General features: G+C 57.2%; 14 protein-coding genes. 3 read left to right on the top strand and 11 right to left on the bottom strand.

Going from position 1 to position 23,189, the window contains the following annotated elements:
* Positions 1-388 precede the first annotated feature (388 nt).
* From HMPREF1323_RS06860 to HMPREF1323_RS06845, 4 genes are all read right to left on the bottom strand, one after another.
* Positions 389-2,668 (bottom strand): GH92 family glycosyl hydrolase, encoded by a 2,280-nt coding sequence (locus HMPREF1323_RS06860; RefSeq protein ID WP_009433386.1) that lies wholly within the window; start codon positions 2,666-2,668, stop codon positions 389-391.
* A gap of 153 nt (positions 2,669-2,821) precedes the next feature.
* A complete protein-coding gene (locus HMPREF1323_RS06855) occupies positions 2,822-3,859 on the bottom strand; it encodes an OmpA family protein (protein ID WP_009433412.1) in 1,038 nt (345 codons plus the stop codon).
* A gap of 14 nt (positions 3,860-3,873) precedes the next feature.
* Positions 3,874-6,303, bottom strand: a complete 2,430-nt coding sequence (locus HMPREF1323_RS06850; protein WP_009433414.1) for a hypothetical protein — start codon at positions 6,301-6,303, stop codon at positions 3,874-3,876.
* 605 nt (positions 6,304-6,908) lie between these two features.
* Positions 6,909-9,086, bottom strand: coding sequence for a TonB-dependent receptor (locus HMPREF1323_RS06845; protein WP_009433379.1), 2,178 nt, complete (start codon positions 9,084-9,086; stop codon positions 6,909-6,911).
* Between the two features lie 465 nt (positions 9,087-9,551).
* Here HMPREF1323_RS06845 and HMPREF1323_RS06840 point away from each other — a divergent pair, with 465 nt between their 5' ends.
* Complete coding sequence (locus tag HMPREF1323_RS06840; protein WP_009433368.1) at positions 9,552-10,691, top strand: MBL fold metallo-hydrolase; 1,140 nt, start codon at positions 9,552-9,554, stop codon at positions 10,689-10,691.
* A gap of 103 nt (positions 10,692-10,794) precedes the next feature.
* On the opposite strand, the gene HMPREF1323_RS06835 is transcribed toward HMPREF1323_RS06840, so the two are convergent.
* The 6 genes from HMPREF1323_RS06835 to HMPREF1323_RS06810 all read right to left on the bottom strand — a co-directional run bounded on the left by HMPREF1323_RS06835 (position 10,795) and on the right by HMPREF1323_RS06810 (position 17,770).
* Entirely contained in the window at positions 10,795-13,989 is a 3,195-nt protein-coding gene (locus HMPREF1323_RS06835; protein ID WP_009433371.1) for a TonB-dependent receptor, read from the bottom strand.
* 187 nt (positions 13,990-14,176) lie between these two features.
* The gene (locus HMPREF1323_RS06830) at positions 14,177-14,716 is read right to left on the bottom strand and encodes a 30S ribosomal protein S16 (protein WP_009433396.1); all 540 of its coding nucleotides are present in this window, start codon (positions 14,714-14,716) and stop codon (positions 14,177-14,179) included.
* Positions 14,717-14,875: 159 nt separating this feature from the next.
* Positions 14,876-15,274: a preprotein translocase subunit SecG gene (gene secG / locus HMPREF1323_RS06825; RefSeq protein ID WP_009433406.1), complete on the bottom strand. Its 399-nt coding sequence runs from the start codon at positions 15,272-15,274 to the stop codon at positions 14,876-14,878.
* Positions 15,275-15,282: 8 nt separating this feature from the next.
* Complete coding sequence (locus HMPREF1323_RS06820) at positions 15,283-15,951, bottom strand: hypothetical protein (RefSeq protein WP_009433377.1); 669 nt, start codon at positions 15,949-15,951, stop codon at positions 15,283-15,285.
* Positions 15,952-16,479 carry an LPS assembly lipoprotein LptE gene (gene lptE / locus HMPREF1323_RS06815; protein ID WP_009433402.1) on the bottom strand — a complete coding sequence of 176 codons (528 nt, stop codon included), beginning with the start codon at positions 16,477-16,479 and terminating at the stop codon, positions 15,952-15,954.
* Positions 16,463-17,770 carry a sigma-54-dependent transcriptional regulator gene (locus HMPREF1323_RS06810; protein WP_009433380.1) on the bottom strand — a complete coding sequence of 436 codons (1,308 nt, stop codon included), beginning with the start codon at positions 17,768-17,770 and terminating at the stop codon, positions 16,463-16,465. The genes lptE and HMPREF1323_RS06810 overlap by 17 nt, the downstream gene beginning before the upstream one ends.
* 667 nt (positions 17,771-18,437) lie before the next feature.
* Between HMPREF1323_RS06810 and HMPREF1323_RS06805 the strand changes: the two genes are divergently transcribed.
* Complete coding sequence (locus tag HMPREF1323_RS06805; protein ID WP_009433418.1) at positions 18,438-19,868, top strand: aspartate ammonia-lyase; 1,431 nt, start codon at positions 18,438-18,440, stop codon at positions 19,866-19,868.
* Positions 19,869-20,042: 174 nt separating this feature from the next.
* Positions 20,043-21,899, top strand: coding sequence for an alpha-1,3-galactosidase-related protein (locus HMPREF1323_RS06800; protein ID WP_009433387.1), 1,857 nt, complete (start codon positions 20,043-20,045; stop codon positions 21,897-21,899).
* A 97-nt stretch (positions 21,900-21,996) separates the two neighbouring features.
* Here the strand turns inward: HMPREF1323_RS06800 and HMPREF1323_RS06795 are convergent, their stop codons facing one another.
* Positions 21,997-22,374: a hypothetical protein gene (locus HMPREF1323_RS06795; RefSeq protein ID WP_009433393.1), complete on the bottom strand. Its 378-nt coding sequence runs from the start codon at positions 22,372-22,374 to the stop codon at positions 21,997-21,999.
* Between the last annotated feature and the right edge of the window lie 815 nt (positions 22,375-23,189).

The following is a 23,189-nucleotide window of genomic DNA, read 5'->3' as shown; positions in this document are numbered from 1 at the left end:
CGACATCAAATAGAAGCGGGCTCAGATGACTATCATCTGAGCCCGCTTTCGTATCTCTATTCACCATGCTTGGGAGCCGCATTCTCCATCCTTATAGTGAAGGGTGGCACGAACCCATATTGGTCCGTAGGCGAACCACTACTGGTCAGCGATCGGACCAGTAGTGGTCACGATGCGAAGCAGTACTGGTTGATATTAGCTACCGGTACTGGTCACTTCGTCGACCAGTACTGGTTCACCCAATGACCTCCCAAAGGGGACATTCTGAATTACGCCTCCTCACGCACGGAATAGCCTGTAAGTGTGGCAAATAAACGACCACTCCCCCACCCCGTGCAGCTGTGGCACGAGGCGGGGGAGCGGTATGACTTTTTAAGAGCGGTGCGGTCTATTCCGTCAGCTCGACGCGCTCCGCAGAGGGAGGAGGCGTAGTCGCACCCCAGCTCTTATTGGGGCGAGAGCCCATGGTGAAGACGAGCTTGCCTCCGGCAGCCAGGTCGCTGTGGCGGATCCAGGGGCGATCGAGGGGCTTGCCGTTGAGCGTGGCCTTCTGGATGTACTTGTTCTCCGAGGAAGCGCCTTCCGCCTCGATGACGAAGGTGCGCCCCGAAGCCAGACGCAGCGTCACCTTCGAGAAGAAGGGCGTACCAATATTGTACACAGGTATACCAGGGGTCACGGGGTAGATACCCATCATGGAGAAGACCACGAAGGCCGTCATACCGCCACCGTCTTCGTCACCAGGCATACCCATCAGGTCGCTACGGAACCATGTGTCGATGAGCTTACGCACCAGACGCTGCGTGCGCCAGGGAGCACCAGCATAGTTGTAGAGATAGGGGATGTGGAGGCTGGGCTCGTTTGACATAGCGAACTGCCCGACGTTCCCCGTCTGGTCGGGGAGCTTGCTGTAGAACTCCCACTTGGACATACTGAGTGGTGTGCGTAGGGTCTCGTCCAGACGCTCAATGAAGCGCTCGCGACCGCCCATCAGATAGATGAGGTCAGCGGGGTTGTGCTGTACGTCCCAGCGGTAGGTGTAGGCATTGTTCTCATCGTAGTAGTCACGTGCACCGAGGCCACCAGAGAGCTCATAGTTGAAGGGCTCGATGAAGCGACCCTTCTTATTCTTGGGGTGGAAGAAGCCCGTATCGTAGTTGAAGAGCTTGCGGTAGTCGTAGGAGCGACGCAGATAGTCAGCACTCTCCACGTCGTGGCCGGAGAACTTCGCCAGCTGCGAGAGGCACCAATAGTCATAGGCAGCAGCCAAGCTGACGGCGACACTCTGACGCTTCTCCCACAGCGTCACCTCGGGGACGGTCTCCTTCTCCCCGATATCCAGCCCTGGGAAGTAGCCTTCCTTATCCATAAACTCCGAGAGTACCCCCTTGGGGCGACGTGTCCAGGGCAGGTAAGACTTCTCGGCAAGGGTCTTCTTCGAGGCCTGATAAGCGGCGCTGAGGTTGAAGCCCGTGAGGCCCTTAGCATAGGCATCAGCGAAGGTGGCGATGGTGTGCGAGCCGTTCATGCGGTGCGTGTCACCCGTGACTTCGGGGAAGGTAGGCAGCCAGCCCTCGGGGCTCTGCTCGGCCATACGGAGGTAGCTCGTGAGCATCTGCTGCTCCTTCACAGGGTCGAGGAGGATGCGTAAGGGGTGCGCAGCGCGGTAGGTATCCCACAGCCAGTCGTCGGTGTAAAAGGGTACGCCCTCGTCATCGTGGACCTTCTTGTCGAAGCCGCTCCAGTAGCGGCCGTCCTCCGAGAGGCAGATCATACGCTCATAGGTGCGGTAGAGTGAGGTGTAGAAGACACGGCGCTCCTCGGGAGTACCGCCCTCGATCTCGACCTTATCCAGGGCCTTAGACCACTCGTTGCGCCCGTACTTAGCCACGAGATCGACCTCGAAGGACTGGATCTCCTGCTCGACGTTGCGCTTAGCCTGCTCGACGCTGATGTACGACACGCCGTAGCGGAGGGTCACGCCCTGCTTAGCAAAGGAGAGGCAGAGGGTATTGCCACGTGCCACGCCATCGACCGTCGCGAGGTGGCCCGTGAGCGTATCACGCACGAGGCGCTCCGTGGGCTCAGCGTCCATCTCGGCATAGAGGTAGACACGCGTAGAGTCCTCGAGCTGCTGGTAGCCGAAGAGGTTCTTCCCCGAAGCGACGAGCTCTCCATCGGGTGTGGAGAAGACAAGGTGATGGCCTGCCTTAGCCCGCTCGAAGTTGAACTGATAGATCGCACTGCGGTACGAGGGAGCATAGCGCACACGCACCTCGGGCTCCAGCAAGGTCACCTCATAGAGGTAGGGACGGACGCTCTCGCTATCGTAGCTATAGCGTGACACCTCGGGAAGGCTATCGGCGAGGGCACTCAGCGGACTGATAGCGAAGGCCGACACACCACGGTGCGACGTCAGGATCACGGGCAGGCCTGCGATCTGCTCAGAAGCATAGTCCGTACGCTGCGGATGCACACGCATCATCCCATTAGGCAGATGCACTGTGGGGAAGGTGGGCACAAGGAGATGGCTAATATTCCCTATGTAGGGGTCTACATAGTCGATCGGGTCAAGGCTCTTTGAGCGACCAAGACCCGCCGAGGAGCAGCCTACCAGTACAAGGCTGAGCAGGAGGCCCGCCAGGAGCGAGCGTGTCTGATGAAGCATGGGCGATAAATGAAACTTGGGAGGATAGCCCCTATAGACGAGATGCCTTAGCACTCACCTGCAGGGCACATTCTCCTCAAAGATAACGAAAAAGCCCCATCTATCAGCGGGATAGATGGGGCTTCTTGCTATGTGGATAGCGTGCCGATGGGCTTACTTCTTCAGCTCAATGTCGACACGTCGAGCGCTGCTCTTGAGGTCGGTATTGCGATCGACACCACCAGCGATGCTGATGAGGCGGTCGGAAGAGATCCCACAAGCAGTGAGGTAGTCGAGGACAGCCTGACTACGGCGCTGCGAGAGACGCTCGTTCACGAGGGGATTCCCTTCGGGGGAAGCGTAGCCCGTGAGGTAGAGCTTCATATCGGGATCGCCTGCGAGGACGCGATAGACTTCATTGAGTGCGAGGCGTGCTTCGGGGAGCAGATCGCTCTTACCTACGGCGAAGAAGACCTGACGCTTGAAGTAGGAGACGACGACCGTGTCCGTGCGGACCTCTGTCTTCGTCTGCACCTCGGGCTGCAGGGGCTGCTGGATCACCGTAGGAGCGGGCTGCTGGATCACCGTGGGAGCAGGCTGCTGGATGATCACCTGAGGCTGCTGTGCGGGCTGAGCCTGCTGAGCGGCACGCAGAGCTACGAGCTCCTGCTGGAGCTCGCGCAGGAGCGAGTCGCTCGAGCTATTGTCTACGACGGGCTGCCGGATGATCGTCTGCTTCTGGCCCTTAGAGCGAGCGGGCAGGACGATAGCATCGCGGTCCGAGTCACGGCGCTGCAGGAGGAGGAGCATCAGCTGCTCGAGGCGATCGAGACGGCTGTTGCTCACCTGAGGCTGTACCTGGGGCGCAGCTTGGGGTGCGTAGGTATAGTTCACGCTACCAGCAGGTGCGTAGGGCATGGGCTGCTGGGGTGCTACACCGCCGAGACCGAGGGAACTGAGGAGCATCTGCAGCTTCACCAGACGGAGGTCTTCGGCCGTGAGGCCGTAGGCCGTCTGCTTGGTCTGCTGCTGGCTCTCCGCTGCGATACGGGCTTCGGCGACAGCACGCACGGCACGCATCAGATCTTCCTCAGAGAGGGTGATGAGCGTGTCGGCCGCAGTGAGAGGCTGACTCACGCTCTGCCCTGCGCTCTGTGCCAAGGCGACAGAGCTAACAGAGAAGAGAGAGAGAGCAAGGAGGAGGGACTTCATAGGACGCATGTCTCTTAGAAGTTGAAGCGATAGCCTACAGCCAGCTGGTTGTTGCGGAAGGCACCACGAGCGGTGTAGTCAACGAAGACATGACCACCGAGGACGTTGCCGAGGGACGTACCGACGACAAAGTTGGGGAGGAAGCGTGATACACCACCGATGCTATTGACACCCAGACCGACACCGAGGTAAGGCGTGATAGCCCCGTCGAGGAAGGTAGGCAGGTTGTAGAGGATGTTAGCGTTCAGACCGAAGCCCGTCTTCTTACCGAAGGCTACATAAGCATCGGGAGCGAAGTCGAACTGCGAGTCGAGGATCTGCATGTAGCCGCGAGCGCCTACGTTGACACCGGACTGATCACCGAAGTTAGGACCTACGAAGAGGGCAGCACGGTTGAACTTCAGCGTTTCCTTAGCAGGCTCTACCTTGACTTCCTTAGCGTAGACTTCATCCTTCTCGTTCTGACCAGCGACGATGACGCGGTCACGACGGTTCTGCTCATTCTGCAGATACTGCTCGATGAGGCGGATGTCATCGCTGGACTTACCCGACTGCTGAGCACCAGTGATCTGCTGAGCCTGCGTCGTGTTGATAGCGTCGAGGCGGTCGATGACCTGGTCAAGGCGCTTGACGAGAGCGATGTTGGGGTCTACCTTAGAGGAGTCCTGGCTCTGCTGTACCTGAGGCTGAGCCTGTACGGGCTGGCCGAGGAAGTTAGGAGCAGCGTAGGGGCTACGATAGAGAGCATTCAGGAGAAGGATCTTATCGAGGTCAGAGAGGTTGCTCCCCGTGACATCAGATACAGATACCTGTGAGCCCTTCTCACGCTTGAGGTCGCTGACGACCTGGTTGACGAGAGCGTCGAACTGAGCCTTGGTCAGCGTGACCGTACGGCCCTGCTGAGTAGACTGCTGAGCAGACTGCGTAGCGACCTGAGTCGTCTGGTTGTCGACGTGCGTGATGCGGTCAGCTACTTCGTTCTTCTCGCGCAGTACGCGAGTCACCGTGACGGTGTCGCGGCGAGAGACTGCATCAGCCAGCTCTTCGTTGAGCTTCTTGATACGAGCATCGTAGTCAGCACGCTGAGCGTTGAGCTTCTTGATACGAGCGTCGTAGTCAGCACGCAGAGCGTTCATTTCCTCAAGGTTGGATTCCTGCAGGCGAGCGACTTCAGAGCGCGTCTGAGCATCGCTGTAGCTCTGGTAGAGCTCACGACCATCGCGGTTAGAGCGACCGAAGTTGAAGCGGACACCAGCCTGGTAGAAGGCGTTGACCTTCACGTCAGCAGGGTCGGTGACGCTCGTGATAGCAGGATTTTCCTGTTCGCTCAGCATAGCGTTGACGCTACCGTAGAGAGCGACATACTTGAAGAGGGGGATCTCAAGACCACCACCACCGAAGAGGAAGAGGCCGCTCTTAGGCGTAGCACCCGTGACGGTAGGCGTGAACTTACCCGTGACTTCGCGATAACCAGCACCGAGGTTGAGGTAAGGCGTCAGACCGCGAGGCATGTTCAGACGAGCGACGAAGTTACCCCCGTACATGCGGAGCTCGTTGTTCAGGTTGAAGTCGAGCGTACCAGGAGTCTTCGTAGCTGAGTAGTAGAATCCGCGGATACCGAAGATCGACGAGAAGTCAAACCCTGCAGAACCACCGAGGAACCACTGAGGCTCAAGACCCGAAGCAGCGGGGTAGTCTACATAAGCGACACCGGGCTCGAGGACGAACTTGACGCCACGGAAGCCATCGGAGTACATATTACGGTACGCGCGAGAGATCGCATCGCCAGAGTCGTAGTTCGTGCCACCGAAGTAGATGTCAAGCGAAGCCTGACCCGTCCAGTTGTGGAGCTGGTCACCACCGTTAGCGGCAGAAGCGAGGTAGCGGTTGCCTGGATTGACGTTGAAGATAAGGTCCTTGCCTTCGAGCGAGAGGGATACGCGACGGCCCATGTTGAACTTCAGACCGACACCACCGGCGCCGTAGATCTGCTTTTCCTTGTAGCTCGTAGCCGTACCACCGACGGGCGTAGCCGTGTAGCCGAACTCCATGATACCACCACCAGCGGTGAGGTAAGGCGTGACGAAGGCGTTAGACCAGAGGTTGAACTTGAGTTCACCACCGTAGCGCTTGATATCTACGTTAGAGTCTTCGAGCTTGTCAGCCCAGTTGAGGAGCCATGAGGGAGTCGAGGAATTGTTCTTGAGCTTGCCCTTGAGGTCAAAGCTGCGCTCATAGATCCCGCGGATCTCAACGAGGGGGCCGAAGCCGAAGCCAGCGCGCACACCCCAGAAGGGTGAGTCACCGAGGTTAAGCTTGCTGTCCCAGTGGGTGTAGCCTACTACGGGTGCGACCGTGAAGCTGACATCCTGTACCTGAGCCATAGCCTTGCTACCAATGCCAGCAAGCATCGTAGCGCAAAGAACCAAAGAAAGTTTCTTCATATATACATTCTAATTAGGAGTTGTCATGTTACTTGTCCTGATGAGGGCTGAAGCAGTATGCTAAGACTTCGCAAATAGCCCTCCATAAGCAAGATGGCATTAGATTCAGTGGGTCGTAGACTCAATGGATCCTCCCTCTAAAGGGAAGCCACCTCACCTGTTAAAACATCACAAAGATATAAAAATCTTAACAACCCGAGATACAAGCAGGCTATTCCTATATAGACAATGGTTATTCCTTGAGAAAAGCCTCAGCCCCCCCGTGTAGGGATCTCTCATCTTCTTCGGGCTTCACACTTCCATCACCCCGAGTGCGAGCTATATCTATACAATATATACAGCTCTTTTACGCAATGCAAACGCTTCTATCTACCCAAGTATCAGCACAGCACGCGAGACAGGAGTCACACGAAGCAATATGCGTCCCCTCCACCGTCCATATTCGTATTCAAAGCAGTAGTGGTTCACACCCCAAATAAGTAGTCGATTGCCCCCCCCTACTACACTGGCTCCACCACGAAACAAGTCGGGCAACCGTAGGGCAGAAGAGACTGCCCTATGATTGCCCGACTCTCCAGCTTATAAGCGGGAGGCACTATCGCCGACTAATAGCGGTAGCTCAGCGAGAGTGTGACCATACGCCCATTGCCCTGCGTATACTCCGCATCGCGTGCTACGAGCTGAGACTGGATGGGGTAATAGGTTGTATTCAGCAGGTTCTCTACACCGAGCCCCACCGTGAAGGCACCGAGACGATAAGCCCCCTGAAGGGAGAGCAGTGAGATGGGCTTGACCACCCCTTCACCCTCGGCGTATTGGCTCTCCTGCGTAGTAGGATTCGTCTTGGGAGCAAAGCGATCACGGCTACCCGTATGCAGAGCAAAGAGACGTAGCGATAGATCCTTGATGGGACGATAGCTGACGTGAGCCGTGAGCTTGAGCGGAGGAATCGACTGCCCCGACATATAGCCATTCCACGAGCCATCAGCGAGACGCTTACGCCCCTCCAGAGCGGAGAAGGTCGCACCCAGCGAGAGCTTCGGACTCAACGTAGCTTCTGCACCCAGCTCCACACCATAGATACGCTGCGGAGAGCGGTCGACGACCCAGAAGCCATTCTGACTGACGAGGTCACTCCCCAGAGCAGCATAAGTATAGTAGAGCGCCCCCTCCAGGTCTAAGCGTGTCCCCTCCCCGAAGAGATCAGAAAGATGCGAATAGAAGCCTGCCTCATAATTATGCGTACGCACAGGGGCAGTCTCGATCTTTGAGAGGACATCAGCCTTAGCCGAGCGCAGAGTACGCCCAAGGTCATAGATCGAGAAGCCCTCAGAGTAGGAGACAAAGGGCTGGAAGGCCTTGAGCCCGTTGTACGTCGCCCCTACATTGAGCGAGAGGTTGCGGTAGCCAAGCGTACCTCCAGCGACCTGCACGAGGGGGTCAGTCTTCTTAGTGCGCAGGACGGTATAGTCAGGGACATGGACATCGATCCAGTCGTAGCGCGCTCCAGCCTTGACTGTAAGCAGGTCAGACAGTACAGCCTTACCCTGCACAAAGGGAGCATAGTTCACCGAAGTCATCTTAGGCACCCAGTAGCGACCATCGACCAGAGGCTGACTCGTTTGGTCTAAGAAGAAGTCTGCCCCATAGAGCAGCTGAAGGTTCAGCTGCGACGAAGGAGTGAGACGTGAAAGGAGCTGAGCACGCGCTCCCCCCTGCAAAGCCTTGATAACTGCCTGACCGCTGGTCTCTTCCCAGCGCGGACTCTTCGGATTGTGCTTGCGGTAGTCAGTGACCGACTTGATGCTGCGCCCGAAGAGCGAGACTTCGAGGTCAGTCTGAGCGAAGACTTCGCGAGAACTTAGCTTGAGATACGCATTGTGGTTGTAGGGCAGCCCCTCGGGTATCGCTTCAGCAGGCTGCGTGCCAGGGACACCGATGCGGGGTGAGACCAAGTACTTCCCGCCCGAAGCCACTAAAGGGCTCTCCTGCTCTGTGCGATAGAAGTTGTACATCAGCTCCAGCTGCGTACGGTCACTGAAGCGGTAGCCTAACTTCGTCAAGGCGTTGATCGTGCGCGTATCTCCAAGGCCGTAGCGAGGCGAGAGGTAGACGCCATTGGCGGCAATAGCCGATCCCGTATGCTGGTAGGCACCATCGACGAGGTAACTCAAGGAGCCAGCCTGCCCGTAGACTTGCTGCGAGAGACGATAGCCTGCGGTCTTCTCCGAGCTCTTGAAGAAATTGTGATCCGTATAGCTCAGCTGAGACTGCCCGCCGAAGGGACGGTTCTCTTTATTCTGCTTGGTGACAATGTTGATAATCCCCCCGTTGGCACCATTACCAAAGATGGCGGTAGCTCCCTTGATGACCTCGATACGCTCGACAGCTGCAGGGTCGATGGAGCGGAGGTCGCGGCTCGTGGCACGCAGGGGCGTAGACTGGGGGATGCCGTCAATGAGGACGAGGATGCTACGCCCACGCAGGGTGTTGTAGCGCTCGTTCACATTGTTGCCCGTAGGAGGCACTCCAGGGACGAAGTAGCCGACGATGGCCTGCATATCAGGCAGGATCTGGCTCATCTCCCGAATATCTCGCTCGGGAATAATCGTGATACTTGCAGCGGCGCGCTGCTTGATCTCTGGGATACGTGCGCCTACGACGACGACGTCCTGAAGCTCGTGATCGGGATCCTGTGTCCCGTGCACGCTGGGACTCTGTGCCATAGCCAAGAGGCTGTGACAGCCGAGGCCAAGCGTAAGGAGTAACTTACGATGAATCATTCTATGTATATGATAAGTAGGATCCCCCCCCTACTCAATCCACGAGTAGAGGAGCCACTTCTTCTTGCCTCATCAAGAGGGCGATACAAAGGTACATCACGGCTGAGGCAAATGAATCCTATTGATGAAAAATAGCTATATATAGGTAGTCATCGAGACGTGCGGCGATCCTTTTCTACTCTATTTATATGAGTCGGCGCCCGCCTCTCCTGACGTCCACGAACGAACCTATATAGGTCAGCCCGCCAAGCTATATAGGTCACCGCGTCGACCTATATAGCTTACCTCACGAAGCAATATAGGTCAGAGCCGCCACCTATATAGCTCCGCCCGGCATCGCCAGGAGCAGGCTGCATCAAGCAGGTACGCCCCCCCCCCGAGAGAACTATTACATCCTATCCATCGTTATAGGGATATCTCTCACAACACTTATATCCAGCTCTTCATAGCACCTTACACCTTTTTATGAGTAAGCTCAAGCGACGTATTATGGTTCTCTTCATTACCCTCGGTATCATCGTCGCCGTCCTCTTCGGCGTCGGCTACCTCATCCTCCACAGCCCCTCCTTCGGGGCACTCCCCTCGGGTGCGCGACTGGAGCGCATCCAGCACTCGCCGAACTATCGTGACGGGCGCTTCCAAAACCGCTACCCCATGCCCCAAGCTATGCAGACCAGCTCCATGGGCGACCGCATCAAGATCCTCTGGAAGTTCCTCTTCGACCGCCCCGATAATATCCGCCCTGTCGATAGCATCCCCGTGGTGCGTCACGACCTGAAGAAGCTCGACCGCTCGGAGGACCTCATCGTATGGTTCGGCCACTCGGGCTACCTCCTGCAGATGGACGGCGTGCGCTACCTCATCGACCCCGTCTTCGTCGAGGGCGCACCCTTCGGCATCTCCAACGCCTTCTTCAAGGGCACGCAGGTCTTCGACGTCGCTGACCTCCCCGAGATCGACTACCTCGTCATCAGCCACGACCACTGGGATCATCTCGACTACCACGTAGCTAAAGAGCTACAGAGCCATGTGCGCAAGGTTTACACGGGGCTCGGCGTCGGGGCGCACCTCGAGCGCTGGGGCTACCGTCCCGACCAGATCGTAGAGCTGGACTGGGGCGAAAGCACCCCGACAGCAGAGGGTGGGCGCATACACTGCCTTCCCACACAGCACTTATCCGGCCGAGGTCTCACATCCAGCCAATCGCTGTGGGCCTCCTTCGTCCTGCAGGGTCCGAAGCACTCGGTCTACGTCGGCGGTGATGGCGGCTTCGGCCCGCACTATGCCGAGATCGGGAAGCAGTTCCCCCAGCTGGATCTGGCCATCCTCGAGAACGGGCAGTACAACAAGGAGAACTGGAGCGGCATCCACATGCTCCCCGAGCACCTCGGCGAGACGATGCAAGCCCTCGGCGCCAAGCGCTTCCTGACGGTGCACCATGCGAAGTTCGCCCTGGCGATGCACCCCTGGAAGGAGCCCCTGCAGAACGCAAAGCGCCTGCGTGACGAGAAGGGCTTCCCCATCCTGATGCCTCGCCTCGGCGATGTCGTCCACTACACCGACAGCACCTTCACCACCGACGACTGGTGGGAGAAGCTCGACTAATCCCCACAAAACAAAAAGGCCTCGGGGCACCCCTCTCCACCGAAGTGGAGGGAGGTGCCCCGAGGCTTTTTCGCGTAGAGTAGTCGCCAGGACTACGCCACGATTAGAAGGTGTACTTCACACCGACCTGAGCTCTCCAGCGAGAGTTGATGTCGGAGTAATCCCAAGGCGTGCTGCGGTGGTGCGTGAAGCTGTAGACCGGATTGCCCGTAGCGCGGTCGGTAGAGATCGCGATGGGGGTAATGTTGTCGTACTGGATGTATGGGCTCATACCCCAGCCACGATTCAGCAGGTTGCCGAGGTTGATGATATCGGCATTGAGCTGGAGCGTGTGACGACGACCACCGATGTTGAGGAAGAAGTCCTGAGCGAAGTGGAGGTCGAACTTGTGGACGAACTCAGACATGAAGGCATTGCGAGGAGCGATGCGGCCACGCTGCTGAGCGAGGTCGCCGCTGCTGGCGATGAACTGCTCGAAGCTATCTGCCATCTCCTTGTTAGCCTGAGCCTGGCGGATAGCACGGTCTGAGGCAGATTCGCCGGGCTTGTTAGCGATCGTAGCGGTGAAGTAGCCGTTAGCGACTTCTTCCTTCGTGGGGATGTAAGCGAGGTCATTGCGCAGACCGGGGATCGTACGAGCGTCACCGTTGGCGTCACCATAGTAGAGGATCGAGTAGCGACCACCCGACTGCCCGTTGTAGATGATACCGATGGTCGTAGCGAAGTGCTTAGCATACTCTACGCGGTAGTTGAGCTGACCGATGATGCGGTGGCGCATATCGAAGTTGGAGTAAGACAGCTCCTCGCCGTTGATATCGTTCGAGTAGTTGTAGCCCCAGTTCGAAGCAGCCTGCGAGCTCGTACCGTCGTTGCCAGCCTTAGCCTCACCGAAGGTATAGGCGATCGAAGCATCGAGGCCGTGGCCGAAGTCCTTCGCCAGCGTAGCGGTGAGGTTGTAGCTATAGCCAAGGTTGTTGCTTGAGAGGAGGATCAGATTCGTGTACTGCTTAGCGAGCTCAGCGTCGATCTTGTAGACAGGACGGACCTGACCATGGCCATGGTCGAGCGTACCGTTGTCACGGAGGAGGAGGTTGCGGTAGCGTACGCTATTGAGGTTGCGCGTGTACATCCCTTCGAGCGAAGCACGGAAACCACCGGGGAGCTTAGCATCGAAAGCGAGGTTCGAGCGCCATACCTGAGGATAGCGGAAGTTCGTACCGACCATATCGATCTCAGTCGTCTTACCAGGCTGCGTGAACTGATGGTTGACATCAGAGTTGAAGCGCATGGTGGGGACGTTCGTACCGAGGACAGCCGTACGGAGGTATTCCATACCGCTATTGGAGAAGCTATTGGAGATCCATACGAAGGGCACACGACCAGTGAAGATACCCGTACCCCCACGGATGACGTAGCGACTATCAGCATCGACATCGTAGCGGAAGCCTACACGTGGCGAGAAGAGCGGACGGATAGGAGGCAGGTAGTTATTCGTGACTCCGTATTCCTTAGCTACAGCAGAGCTATTGAAGTCGGGGTTAGCCGTAGGACGGTCGAGGAAGAAGGGCATATCGACACGCAGACCGTAAGTCAGGCGGAGGTGATCGGTAGCCTTCCACTCATCCTGAGCATAGAAGCCCAGCTGACCAGCGCTGAAGCGGGGAGCCCAGCGAGCGTCGCCCGTACGAGAGACGTCAGCAGCAGAGTAGCCGTAAGACTTAGGAGCTACCTCATTAGGCGTACCGATAGCGAGGAAGTCTTCGAGCGTGGAGTACTCATAGTTCCCGTAGTAGTTCGTGAGGTAGAGGTTACGCATGCGGAAGAGCTCGTTGTGCGTACCGAAGGTCAGCGTGTGGTTGCCGAGCGCGAGCGTCAGGTTATCCGTCAGAGAGAAGATATCCTGATCGAGTTCGTTAGCAGGCGTATCCTTGTCGACCCCAGCAAAGACCTGGTAGCGAGCCTTACCAGCCGTACCATTGATGAGGACAAAGGGGAAGGCACCACCGAGGTAGGTGCGCTTGTCGCGGATACCGCTGTAGCTGACGCGAGCTTCGTTGGAGAGCTTGTCGGTGAGCTTAGAGTTCAGCTCAGCGACGATGGTATTGGTGACGCTGTGCTTGTGGTAACCGTTGTTGTAGAAGCGCAGGCGCGTAGGAGAGTTCGAGAAGTTGTAGGGCTTATCGTTGATGTGGCTGTAGCGCAGCGTGAGGCGATGAGCGGAGTTGATGTTCCAGTCAAGGCGGACCAGCCCCTTGAAGGTTTCGCTGGGGATATCCTGCGTAGCGTAGCTGCCACCATTGTAGCCGAGGCTCGTGAGCTTGTCAGCGATCTTCTTAGCATCTTCCTCGGGGACGACAGAGCCGTTGCCAGGGGTGAAGGTTGAGGGACGAACACCCTTGACATACTCACCATTAGCGAAGAAGAAGAGCTTGTCGCGGAGGATAGGACCACCGAGCGTGAAGCCGACGGTGTTCTCATATTGCTTGTCGAGAGCCTTGCGGGTCTTGACGTCCTTACCAGCAGTCGTGCCGAAGAAGTCCTGGTTGTAGTAGTAGTCGTAGACCGAGCCGTGGAAGGTGTTGGTACCCGACTTCGTGATAGCGTTCATACCGCCACCCGTGAAGCCCGACTGACGGACGTCAAAGGGAGCGATGACGACCTGCAGAGCGTCGATAGCTTCGAGGGAGATAGCATTCTTACCCGAGGTGCCGAGACCGAAGACGTCGTTATTGACAGCACCGTCGATCTGGAAGCTATTGAAGCGACTGTTAGCCCCAGCAAAGGAGCCACTACCGTTAGCCTGAGGCGTGAGCTTAGCGATGTCCATGATGCTACGTGATACGGTAGGGACACGCTCGATGTTCTTACGAGAGAAGGCTGATCCAGCGCCAGTCTTCTGAGAGTTGAACTTATTACCCTTAGCCCCCGTGACGACGACCGTGGTGAGCTGCTTGGTATCGTCCTTCATCTCGATGTTGAAGGTCTCCGTCTCACCGAGAGCGAGGTTGACGTTCTCGATCTTCGCAGACTGATAGCCGATATAGGAGATAGTGAGGGTGTAGGGACCACCTGGGCGCATACCTACGATGCTGAAGTTCCCCTTGGCGTTAGTGATAGCGCCGTAGGTCGTACCGGTAGGCAGGTGCTTGGCGACAACGCTGGCGCCGATAAGAGTCTCCTTGGTAGTAGGGTCGGTGATCGTACCGTTGATCGCCGAGGTCGTCACCTGGGCCCATACGGCTGGGGTGGCGAAGGCAAAGAGAGCCAGTACCAAGAGACGAAGTAAATACTTCTTCATACGCTTTGTTTGTACAGGTGGCTGTGACGGCCGTCACAGCCAGAGGACTAAGTGTGAGTGATGGATAAAGGTGGATAAGACGACAAAGCAGCGGACGCCCACCGCTTCACCCCACATAAGTGAGGTGAAGGGTGAGCGTCCGCTATTTCTTTATCGGAGACATCTCTTACGAGGATGCAGCGGTCGACTATTCTGCAGCAGCTTCTTCCTGAGCGGGAGCCTCTTCGGCTTCAGCGGGAGCTTCAGCAGCAGCCTTAGCTTCAGCTTCGGCGAGCTTCTTAGCAGCTACAGCAGCAGCCTTGGCCTTGTTGGCAGCCTGTTCGGCTTCCAGAGCAGCCTTAGCGGCGTTAGCCTTGTCCTTAGCCAGGGTCTCACGGATAGAGCCAAGGGCACCATCCTTCTTGGACTTCCATGCTTCGAACTTAGCGTCAGCGGCCTGCTGGTCGAATGCGCCCTTAGCGACACCACCGAGGAGGTGCTTCTTCAGGAGAACGCCTTCGTGAGAGAGGATGCTACGAGCCGTGTCGGTAGGCTGTGCACCAGTCGTGAGCCAATACAGAGCGCGCTCGAAGTCCAAATCTACTGTGGCAGGATTGGTGTTGGGGTTGTACGTACCAATCTTCTCAATAAACTTGCCATCTCGTGGCGCTCTACTGTCAGCGACGACGATCTTATAGAAGGCATAAGCCTTGCGACCGTGGCGCTGTAAACGGATTTTCGTTGCCATTTAAATCGGTAAAATTGTTAGAACCTTTTGCATCGTTGCATTAGATCGGGTGCAAAGATACGGAATAAAACCATACCACCTATCTCTCGTAGTGATAAAGAAATAGGCACGCCCCTCATCAGGTGAGGAGCGTGCCTATTATATAGGTGTATGGGAGCCTTAGTTGGCAGGCGCAGCTGCAGGAGCAGGAGCTTCCGTGGCAGGAGCGGGAGCTGCTGCAGGAGCACCCTGCTGAGGAGCAGCACCACCACCGAGGGCGGGCAGAGCCGTAGGAGCAGCATCCTTAGCAGCATTCTGCTCGAGGACCTGCTGCGTCTTAGAATCAGCATCCGTACCCGTGCCGAGGAAGTGCGACGAGGCGATGCAGAGCACGGCTACGATACCGAAGAGCCACCAAGTAGCCTTCTCCAGTACGTCGGTAGTCTTACGGACCCCCATGATGTTATTCGTCGAAGCGAAGGGTGAAGCCAGGCCACCGCCCTTAGACTTCTGTACGATCACCAGCAGCACCAGCGCGATGGATGCTATCAGGATCAGTACCGTGAGTAGGTAGAACATGTCTTATACTAATTTGTGGTTTTATTATTCTCTATCAGGCGCTCCAGGAAGCGTATCTGGTCTGCAAAGAAACGATTTTTCTCTGGATAATTCAAACTAAGAGAGCGGATAATCCTCAGTGCCTTATCGTAATGCTGCTGCTGAATATAGATCTTAGAGAGGGTCTCCGAGAGGAGTTCTTCAGCGGCAGGCTCCTCCGCCGAAGGGGCTACGGAGGGGGCTACGGGAGCGGTGCGTGGCTCGAGAAGCTCGGAGAGTCCCTCCGCGGGAAGTGGCTCTGCCGTCTCGCCAGCGAAGTAGTCTTGACTCTCCCCCACTCCTTCATAGTGGAGCACCTCGGGGAGATCTTCGCCTGAGGAGCGTGCACCATCGAGGAAGTGATCGATGAGGTCGAAGGTATCAGCTTCGGCAGGCACATCGGGCGTCGCTGCGACGAAGGCGGGGCGATCCCCCTCGACGAGGCGGAAGAGTTGCTCCCGATCGGGCAGGAGTACCGAGAGACGACGCAGCTCCGAGGCATAGCGCACGTCTCCCGTCAGCGAGAGATTATATAGGTAGAGGAAGGCGAAGGGTGCGCAGTAGGGATAGGACTCATAGAGCGCACGGATCGGCTCGAGCGTCTCAGCGGTGAGGCGCTTGGGATCAGCCAAGTAGCTATAGAGTTCGTCGCGTGTCATCTACCAGTTCTCTACTGTAGCATTATAGATCTGCTTCAAGAGGTCGTCCATGATCTCACGCAGCAGGTCGTCCTGCACAGCGACGAAGGGCTGGCTACGTGGGAAGTCGCGGTAAGCCTTGAAGCTACGCTCGAAGCTCTCCTTCTCATTCACGTGGTTGACATACTTCACCTGCACCGTCACGGTAAAGACCGTGCGCTCGGCGAAGTTATCCTGACTGACGGCCATAGGCGTCAGGTCGTAGCCCGTGATCGTGCAGTAAAGCTCGAGGTCACCCGCCTGCGGGACGAGGGAGAGGCGCGTACGGCTCTCGTAGTAGTCCTTGATCTTCTCGGTGAAGCTGGAGGCGAGGATGGGGTTGACGATGGGCGCCTTATTGATGACCTCACCGATGGTGATGGTCTTGAGCTGGGTATAGTCAAGCGCACCACCATTGGGGCTGTAGCGGATACTGCAGCCTGCGATGACGAGGACAAGCGCCCCGATGAGGGCGAAGGCACGGCGGTGGAGCTTATTCTTCCAGTCCATATTCCTTGATTTTGCGGTAGAGGGTACGCTCGGAGATCTTGAGATCTTGGGCGGCACGACGACGGCGACCATCATGGCGAATGAGCGCAGCCTGTATCAGGCTACGCTCTGCCTCCTCGAGTGAGAGGGGCTGCTCCTCGAAGTCTGAGACCTCGGCATGATGGTCCGTAGCGTGCGGGGTAGCAGGGATCTCGACGACATCCTCCACGGGAGCATAGCCCGAGGGACTCGAGAGGACGTTGCGGTAGTCATCACGGCCAGCGAGCGTCGTGGGGTGCGCATTGGACGTGTGCACCTCGGTAGGTGTGTAGTCACCGTGAGCCTTGGGCTGAGCGACTGGCACCTCACCACGCATGATCCCGGCGATGAGATTCTTCATCTCCGCCATATCCTTCTTCATATCGAAGAGCACCTGATAGAGGATCTCTCGCTCGTTAGCGAAGGACGTAGCGTCCTCACCGAGCACGGCCTGCTGACGAAGGGCAGGATGATAGTCTACGCCCAGATCCCGTGGCAGGTAGCGCGAGACGGTCTCTGCCGTCACGGTACGCTCCTCCTCGAGGACGCTGATGCGGTCGGTGAAGTTGCGCAGCTCACGGATATTCCCTGGCCAGCGATAGCCCTCGAGGAGCTTAGCAGCCTCGGGCGTCAGACGCAGGGGAGGCATATGGTAGCGCTCAGCACTCATCGAAGCAAAGAGACGGAAGAGCAGGGGAATATCCTGCACACGGCTACGCAAAGGAGGCACCTCGATGGGTACGGTATTGAGACGGAAGAGGAGGTCTTCGCGGAAGCGGCCACGCTCGACAGCCTCCTGCAGGTTCACATTCGTTGCAGCGACGATGCGCACATCGGTCTTCTGGGCTTGGCTTGCCCCGACGGGGATGAATTCCCCCGTCTCGAGGACACGCAGGAGACGGGCCTGCGTCGAGAGGGGAAGCTCCCCTACTTCGTCGAGGAAGATCGTACCGCCCGAGGCTTCTTGGAAGTATCCCTTGCGGTCGGTGATAGCGCCCGTGAACGAGCCCTTCAGGTGACCGAAGAGCTCGGAGTCGATGGTCCCCTCAGGGATAGCCCCACAGTTCACAGCGATATAAGGGCCGTGCTTGCGAATACTATTCTGATGGATGATCTTCGGGAAGCTCTCCTTCCCGACACCGCTCTCACCGATCACCAGCACCGACATATCGGTGGGTGCCACCTGCACGGCCGTGCGGATAGCATGGTCGAGTAGAGGGCTTGTGCCGATGATACCGAAGCGGTGCTTGATCTGCTGAATATCTACGTTCATCTTCCGTCTGTCATTTTGTCGCACAAAGATACATAAGTTCGAGGACTATCAGGACTCCCAAGGCAGGCGCATAATGAGGCCTCCGCATCACACTCCGATATACCTCTCCAAAGTGATACACAAGCCCTTCGCCTTATCGCAAGTATTCCTCTGATTCCGCAGAGGAAAAAGTGTCCTTCTCGTGAAGAAAAAAGCGCCTTCCCGTAGTGGTATTCTTCTATCTATGCACGTAGTCTTAAAGACCAGGCACGTAAATCCAAATATCCACGCACGTAGATATTAGAGCCACGTACGTAGTCCAAACTTATCCGCTACTCGTCCGCAACTTTTATCCCTACGCAGAGCAACAACCTAATAGAGGTCACTTCACAAAGCTATATAGGTTCATATCCCATCCCTCTGCAGGTATGCATCGCACCCTCCGCACAAGAGTGCACAGACAGGCAAAGCAAAAAGCCACCCTTCCCACGAAAAGGCAGACAGCTTCACACGTTTACCCCCTCACCGCACGCCCTTTCTCTACATTATTATAATAAGTGCGAGCAAAGCGCCACACAACCCGCTGACAGCCTGCTATTCAAGGGCCTCACTACCCCCTTGCTGAGAACGAAAAAGCTGTAACTTTGCCCTAAAGTTTAATACACCTTATTAGTAACGACATCATACTATGGCTACTTCAGGCAAGGACTTTCGCCTTGAAAGTGACCTGATCGGCGAACGCCAGATCAGCAACGAGCACCTCTACGGTGTGCAGACCCTCCGTGGGATAGAAAACTTCAACATCAGCAACTTCCACCTCTGCGACTACCCCCTCTTCATCCAGGGGCTCGCATGGACCAAGGAAGCTGCCGCTATCGCTAACCACCGCCTTGGCCTGCTCACCGACCAGCAGAAGGATGCTATCGTCCAGGCTTGCCACGAGCTCCTCGAAGGCAAGCACCACCAGCACTTCCCCGTCGACATGATCCAGGGGGGCGCAGGTACGACGACGAACATGAACGCCAACGAGGTCATCTGCAACCGTGCACTCGAGATCATGGGCCACGAGAAGGGTGAGTTCAAGTACCTCTCTCCTAACGACCACGTGAACGGTTCGCAGTCGACCAACGACGCGTACCCCACGGCTATCCACCTCGGTCTCTACGCTTCGCACCTCAAGCTCCGCCCCCACTTCATCCAGCTCATCGAAGCTCTCGAGAAGAAGTCTAAGGAGTTCGCACACGTCGTCAAGATGGGTCGTACGCAGCTCCAGGATGCTGTGCCTATGACGCTCGGCCAGACCTTCGGTGGCTTCGCTTCGATCCTCCGCCACGAGATCGCTAACCTTGACTACGCTGCTCACCAGTTCCTCGCTATCAATATGGGGGCTACGGCTATCGGTACGGGTATCTCTTCTGAGCCCGAATACGCCGGCTACTGCACCGAAGCAATGGCGAAGATCACGGGCTGGGATATCACCCTCACCGAAGACCTCGTCGGCGCTACCAGCGACACGAGCGAAATGGTCGGCTACAGCTCTGCTCTGCGCCGCATCGCTATCAAGGTCAACAAGATCTGTAATGACCTGCGTCTCCTCTCCAGCGGTCCTCGCTGCGGTCTCGGCGAAATCAACCTCCCTGCTATGCAGCCAGGCTCCTCGATCATGCCCGGTAAGGTGAATCCCGTCATCCCCGAAGTCATGAGCCAGGTATGCTACAAGGTCATGGGTAACGACCTCTGTGTCACTATGGCTGGCGACGCTTCGCAGATGGAGCTCAACGCTATGGAGCCCGTCATGGCACAGTGCTGCTTCGAGTCCATTGACCTGCTGATCAACGGCTTCGACACGCTCCGCACGCTCTGCATCGACGGCATCACTGCCAACGAAGACAAGTGCCGCGACAACGTCCGCAATAGCATCGGTATCGTCACCGCCCTCAACCCCATCATCGGCTACAAGAACTCTACGAAGATCGCTAAGGAAGCTCTCGAGACGGGTCGCGGTGTCTATGATCTCATCATCGAGCACGGTATCCTCTCTAAGGAAGACCTCGACACGGTACTCGCTCCTGAGAACATGATCAAGCCCGTTCGTCTCGGCATCAAGGCTAAGAAGTAATACGCGCCTGCCGGGCACGACTGAGCACGCTCAGCACTAAACATAGTAGCCCCAACTCTCTTACCCGATGTGGGCAAGGAGTTGGGGCTACTTCGTTTATCTCAATGAAACCAAGGGAAGCTACCGCCTCCCTCCCCTACTTTTCTCCCCGCTCACAGCACCGACATCCCGCTTATGCGCCAGCTCGCTCCCACCCGACACGCCCTACTCTCGCTCGTCCTGCTCCTCATCGCAGTGCTTCCCATGAAGGCCCATCGCCGCGTCATTCAGCTCCCCGCCTTCGCCCCTCGCAAGGGGAAGCAGATCAATGCCACCCCCGTCTTCCGCAAGCTCCTCGAGGGCTTACACCCCGACCTCGAGAAGGGAGACGACACGCTGGAGCTATGCTTTCGCCCTGGGCGCTACCACTTCTCCCGTGAGGGAGCCGTAGAGCGCGAGTACTTCATCTCCAATCACGACCACGCGGGTAGTCGTCCGATAGGCCTTCTCCTACGAGGCTGGCGCCACGTCATCGTGAAGGGTGAGGGAAGCGAACTGCTCTTCGAAGACCGCATGCTCCCCATCGTCCTCGACAGCTGTCAGGGCGTCGAGCTCCGAGGCCTCACCATTGACTTCACCAATCCGCAGATCTCGCAGCTGCATATCCTGCGCTCCGACACCACGTGCGGTATCGTCTTCACCCCCGCACCTTGGGTCAAGTGGCGCATCACGGACAAGGGGCAGCTGGAAGCCTACGGCACGAACTGGACCTCTACCCCCGACCATGGCCTTGCCTTTGACCCGAAGACGCGCGAGCTCCTCTACCGCACCTCCGACATACTCCTCCCGAATAAGGACATCCGTCAGCTGACTGCGCGCGAGGCTGCTGCTATGGGTATCACAGGCAAGCATACGAAGCCACTTCTCTACGCTCCCCACTGGAAGGACTCCCACCTCCCCGCAGGCACCGTCTTCGCCGCCCGCACCGGCTACCGCCCCCAGCCTGCTATCTTCATCACCGAGAGCCGTGATATCCGCCTTGAGGATATGAACATCCACTTCGCCGAGGGCATGGGCGTCCTCACGCAGAACTCCCGCGACATCACGCTGGAGCGCTTCCACGTCCAGCTACGCCCCCGTGGTGGACGCTACGTCACCACCCAAGCCGATGCCACGCACTTCGTCGCCTGTGAGGGGAAGATCTCCGTACAGCACTGCCGCTTTGAGAACATGATGGACGACGCGCTGAACGTCCATGGCGTCTATCTCAAGGTCACAGCACGTGAGGGTAAGCACACGCTCGTCGGGCGCTTCATGCACGAGCAGGCCTTTGGCTACACGTGGGCCATGCCTGGTGACTCGGTGCGTCTGGTCACCTCACGCGATATCCAGGGGCTGGAAGGCACCTTCCACGTACGCTCCATTAGCCCAGCTGATGGCGTGCAACTCAAGGGCGCACGCGAGCTGCGCATCACCTTCGATGAGGAGCTACCCGCAGACTACACGCCCGAGCGACAGATCAGCATGGAGAACCTCACCCGCACGCCGAGCGTCGACTTCTCCCACAACCTCGTGCGTCACAACCGCGCCCGAGGCATCCTCATCAATACGCCTCGCCCCGTCCTCATCGAGGACAACACCTTCGACCACGTCAGCGGCTCGGCGATCCTCTTCAGCACGGACAACAACATATGGTACGAGTCGGGGCAGACGCGTGAGGTCACGATCCGCCGCAACCTCTTCCAAGACGTGCTGACGAGCCTCTACCAGTTCACCAGCGCAGTCATCAGCATCCACCCCATCATCCCCGAGCTTGCCTCACAGCGCCACCCCTTCTACGGGCAGGGGCCGAAGAGCATCCGCATTGAGGACAACATCTTCCGCACCTTCGACACGCCGCTCCTGCACGCCATCAGCACCGACGGTATCCTGTGGCGTGGCAATAAGATCGAGCCGACGACGAGCTACCCGAAGTTCCACCCCAATCAGAAGCGCTTCCTCCTCGAGGGCTGTCGAAACATAGATATCGAGGGGAGGGACCTCACCGAGTAGCCCATCGTAAGGAGGGGGCATTCGCCCACCACATAGACAAAAAGCAAGAGCCACGGCCAGGGGATCCCTGATCGTGGCTCTTGCCAATAATTTGAGTTTAATGATAGTTCGCTAATTCGCTTGGCGTCGGATCTACGGCTACGACGACCCCGTGATCATCCACAAGGTAGGTGTGTAGTCCGTCGAGGAGTCCTGCACGTGCCATATAGCGGCTACGCTCCGTGGGGGCGATGTAGCGCTGGTCCTCTTGATCCACTTGGTCGAGGGAGATCGTCTGTGACCAGACAGCGTCATCGGTATCAAGCGAGATGGCTTGGTAGTCGATAGCCGTCTGTGCCTTACCAGCGAAGTAATGATCCCATACCACATTCGCGGCGCGACTGGTAGCATCATAGGCTGCCCAGAAGTGGATGAGACGATAGCGCTGTGCTGACTCCGTGGTGGAGGCACGACCTTCCGCGTCCAGAGACTTCATTTTCGGTAACACGTCACCCACACGCAGACCACTTGCAGAGGGCTGGGAGGGAAGGCTTGCTGAGGTCGCTCCTAAGAGCACCACGCCCGCCAGTGCGCCGAAAAGAATTCCTTTCAACGTCATAAAATTTGGTTTAGGTACAACATACCTTCAGCGACTCGCCCCATAGCTCGAGACAGGCCCCGAGATCAGGATAAAGGCGAAGAAGGTTCCCGGCTTTCGGGTCTGTAGGCCACCGTCTGAGGCACCGCTTGTGCTCCCTCGGGTGACACGCAAAGGTAAGAAAAAGCCAAAATATGGAGCTTTCACGCCCGCGAAGTACTACTTATTTTACACTCTAGACCTCCCGAGATCTCGCTGACGATGCACCTTCTCGCGCAGTCCGATCTCCGCTCCTCGAGGAGGTACTCCGACGTCCCGACGAAGGGGGATGAGTGAACCCATATTGATCTGCGGGCGAACCTATATAGGTCACGTCACCGACCAATATAGCTTCGCTCAGCGACCAATATAGGTGCGTGGATAGAACTATATAGCTTTGTGAAGTGATCTCTATTAGGTTGTTGCTCTGCGTCGGGATAAAAAGCTGTGGACGAGTGGCAGATAAGTTTGGACTACGTACGTGGCTCTAATATCTACGTACGTGGATGTTTGGACTGACGTGCCTGGTCTTTAAGACTACGTGCATAGATAGAAGAATACCACTACGTGAAGGTGCTTTTCCCTTCACGAGAAGGAGACTTTTCCCTCTGCTGGATAAGAGGAATACACGCGATAAGGCGAAGGGCTTGTGCATCTCTTCGGAGAGGCATATC

The sequence above is a fragment of the Porphyromonas sp. oral taxon 279 str. F0450 genome (assembly GCF_000292995.1).
Taxonomy (GTDB): Bacteria; Bacteroidota; Bacteroidia; order Bacteroidales; family Porphyromonadaceae; genus Porphyromonas; species Porphyromonas pasteri.
This window is presented reverse-complemented; position numbering and strand designations above follow the sequence as displayed.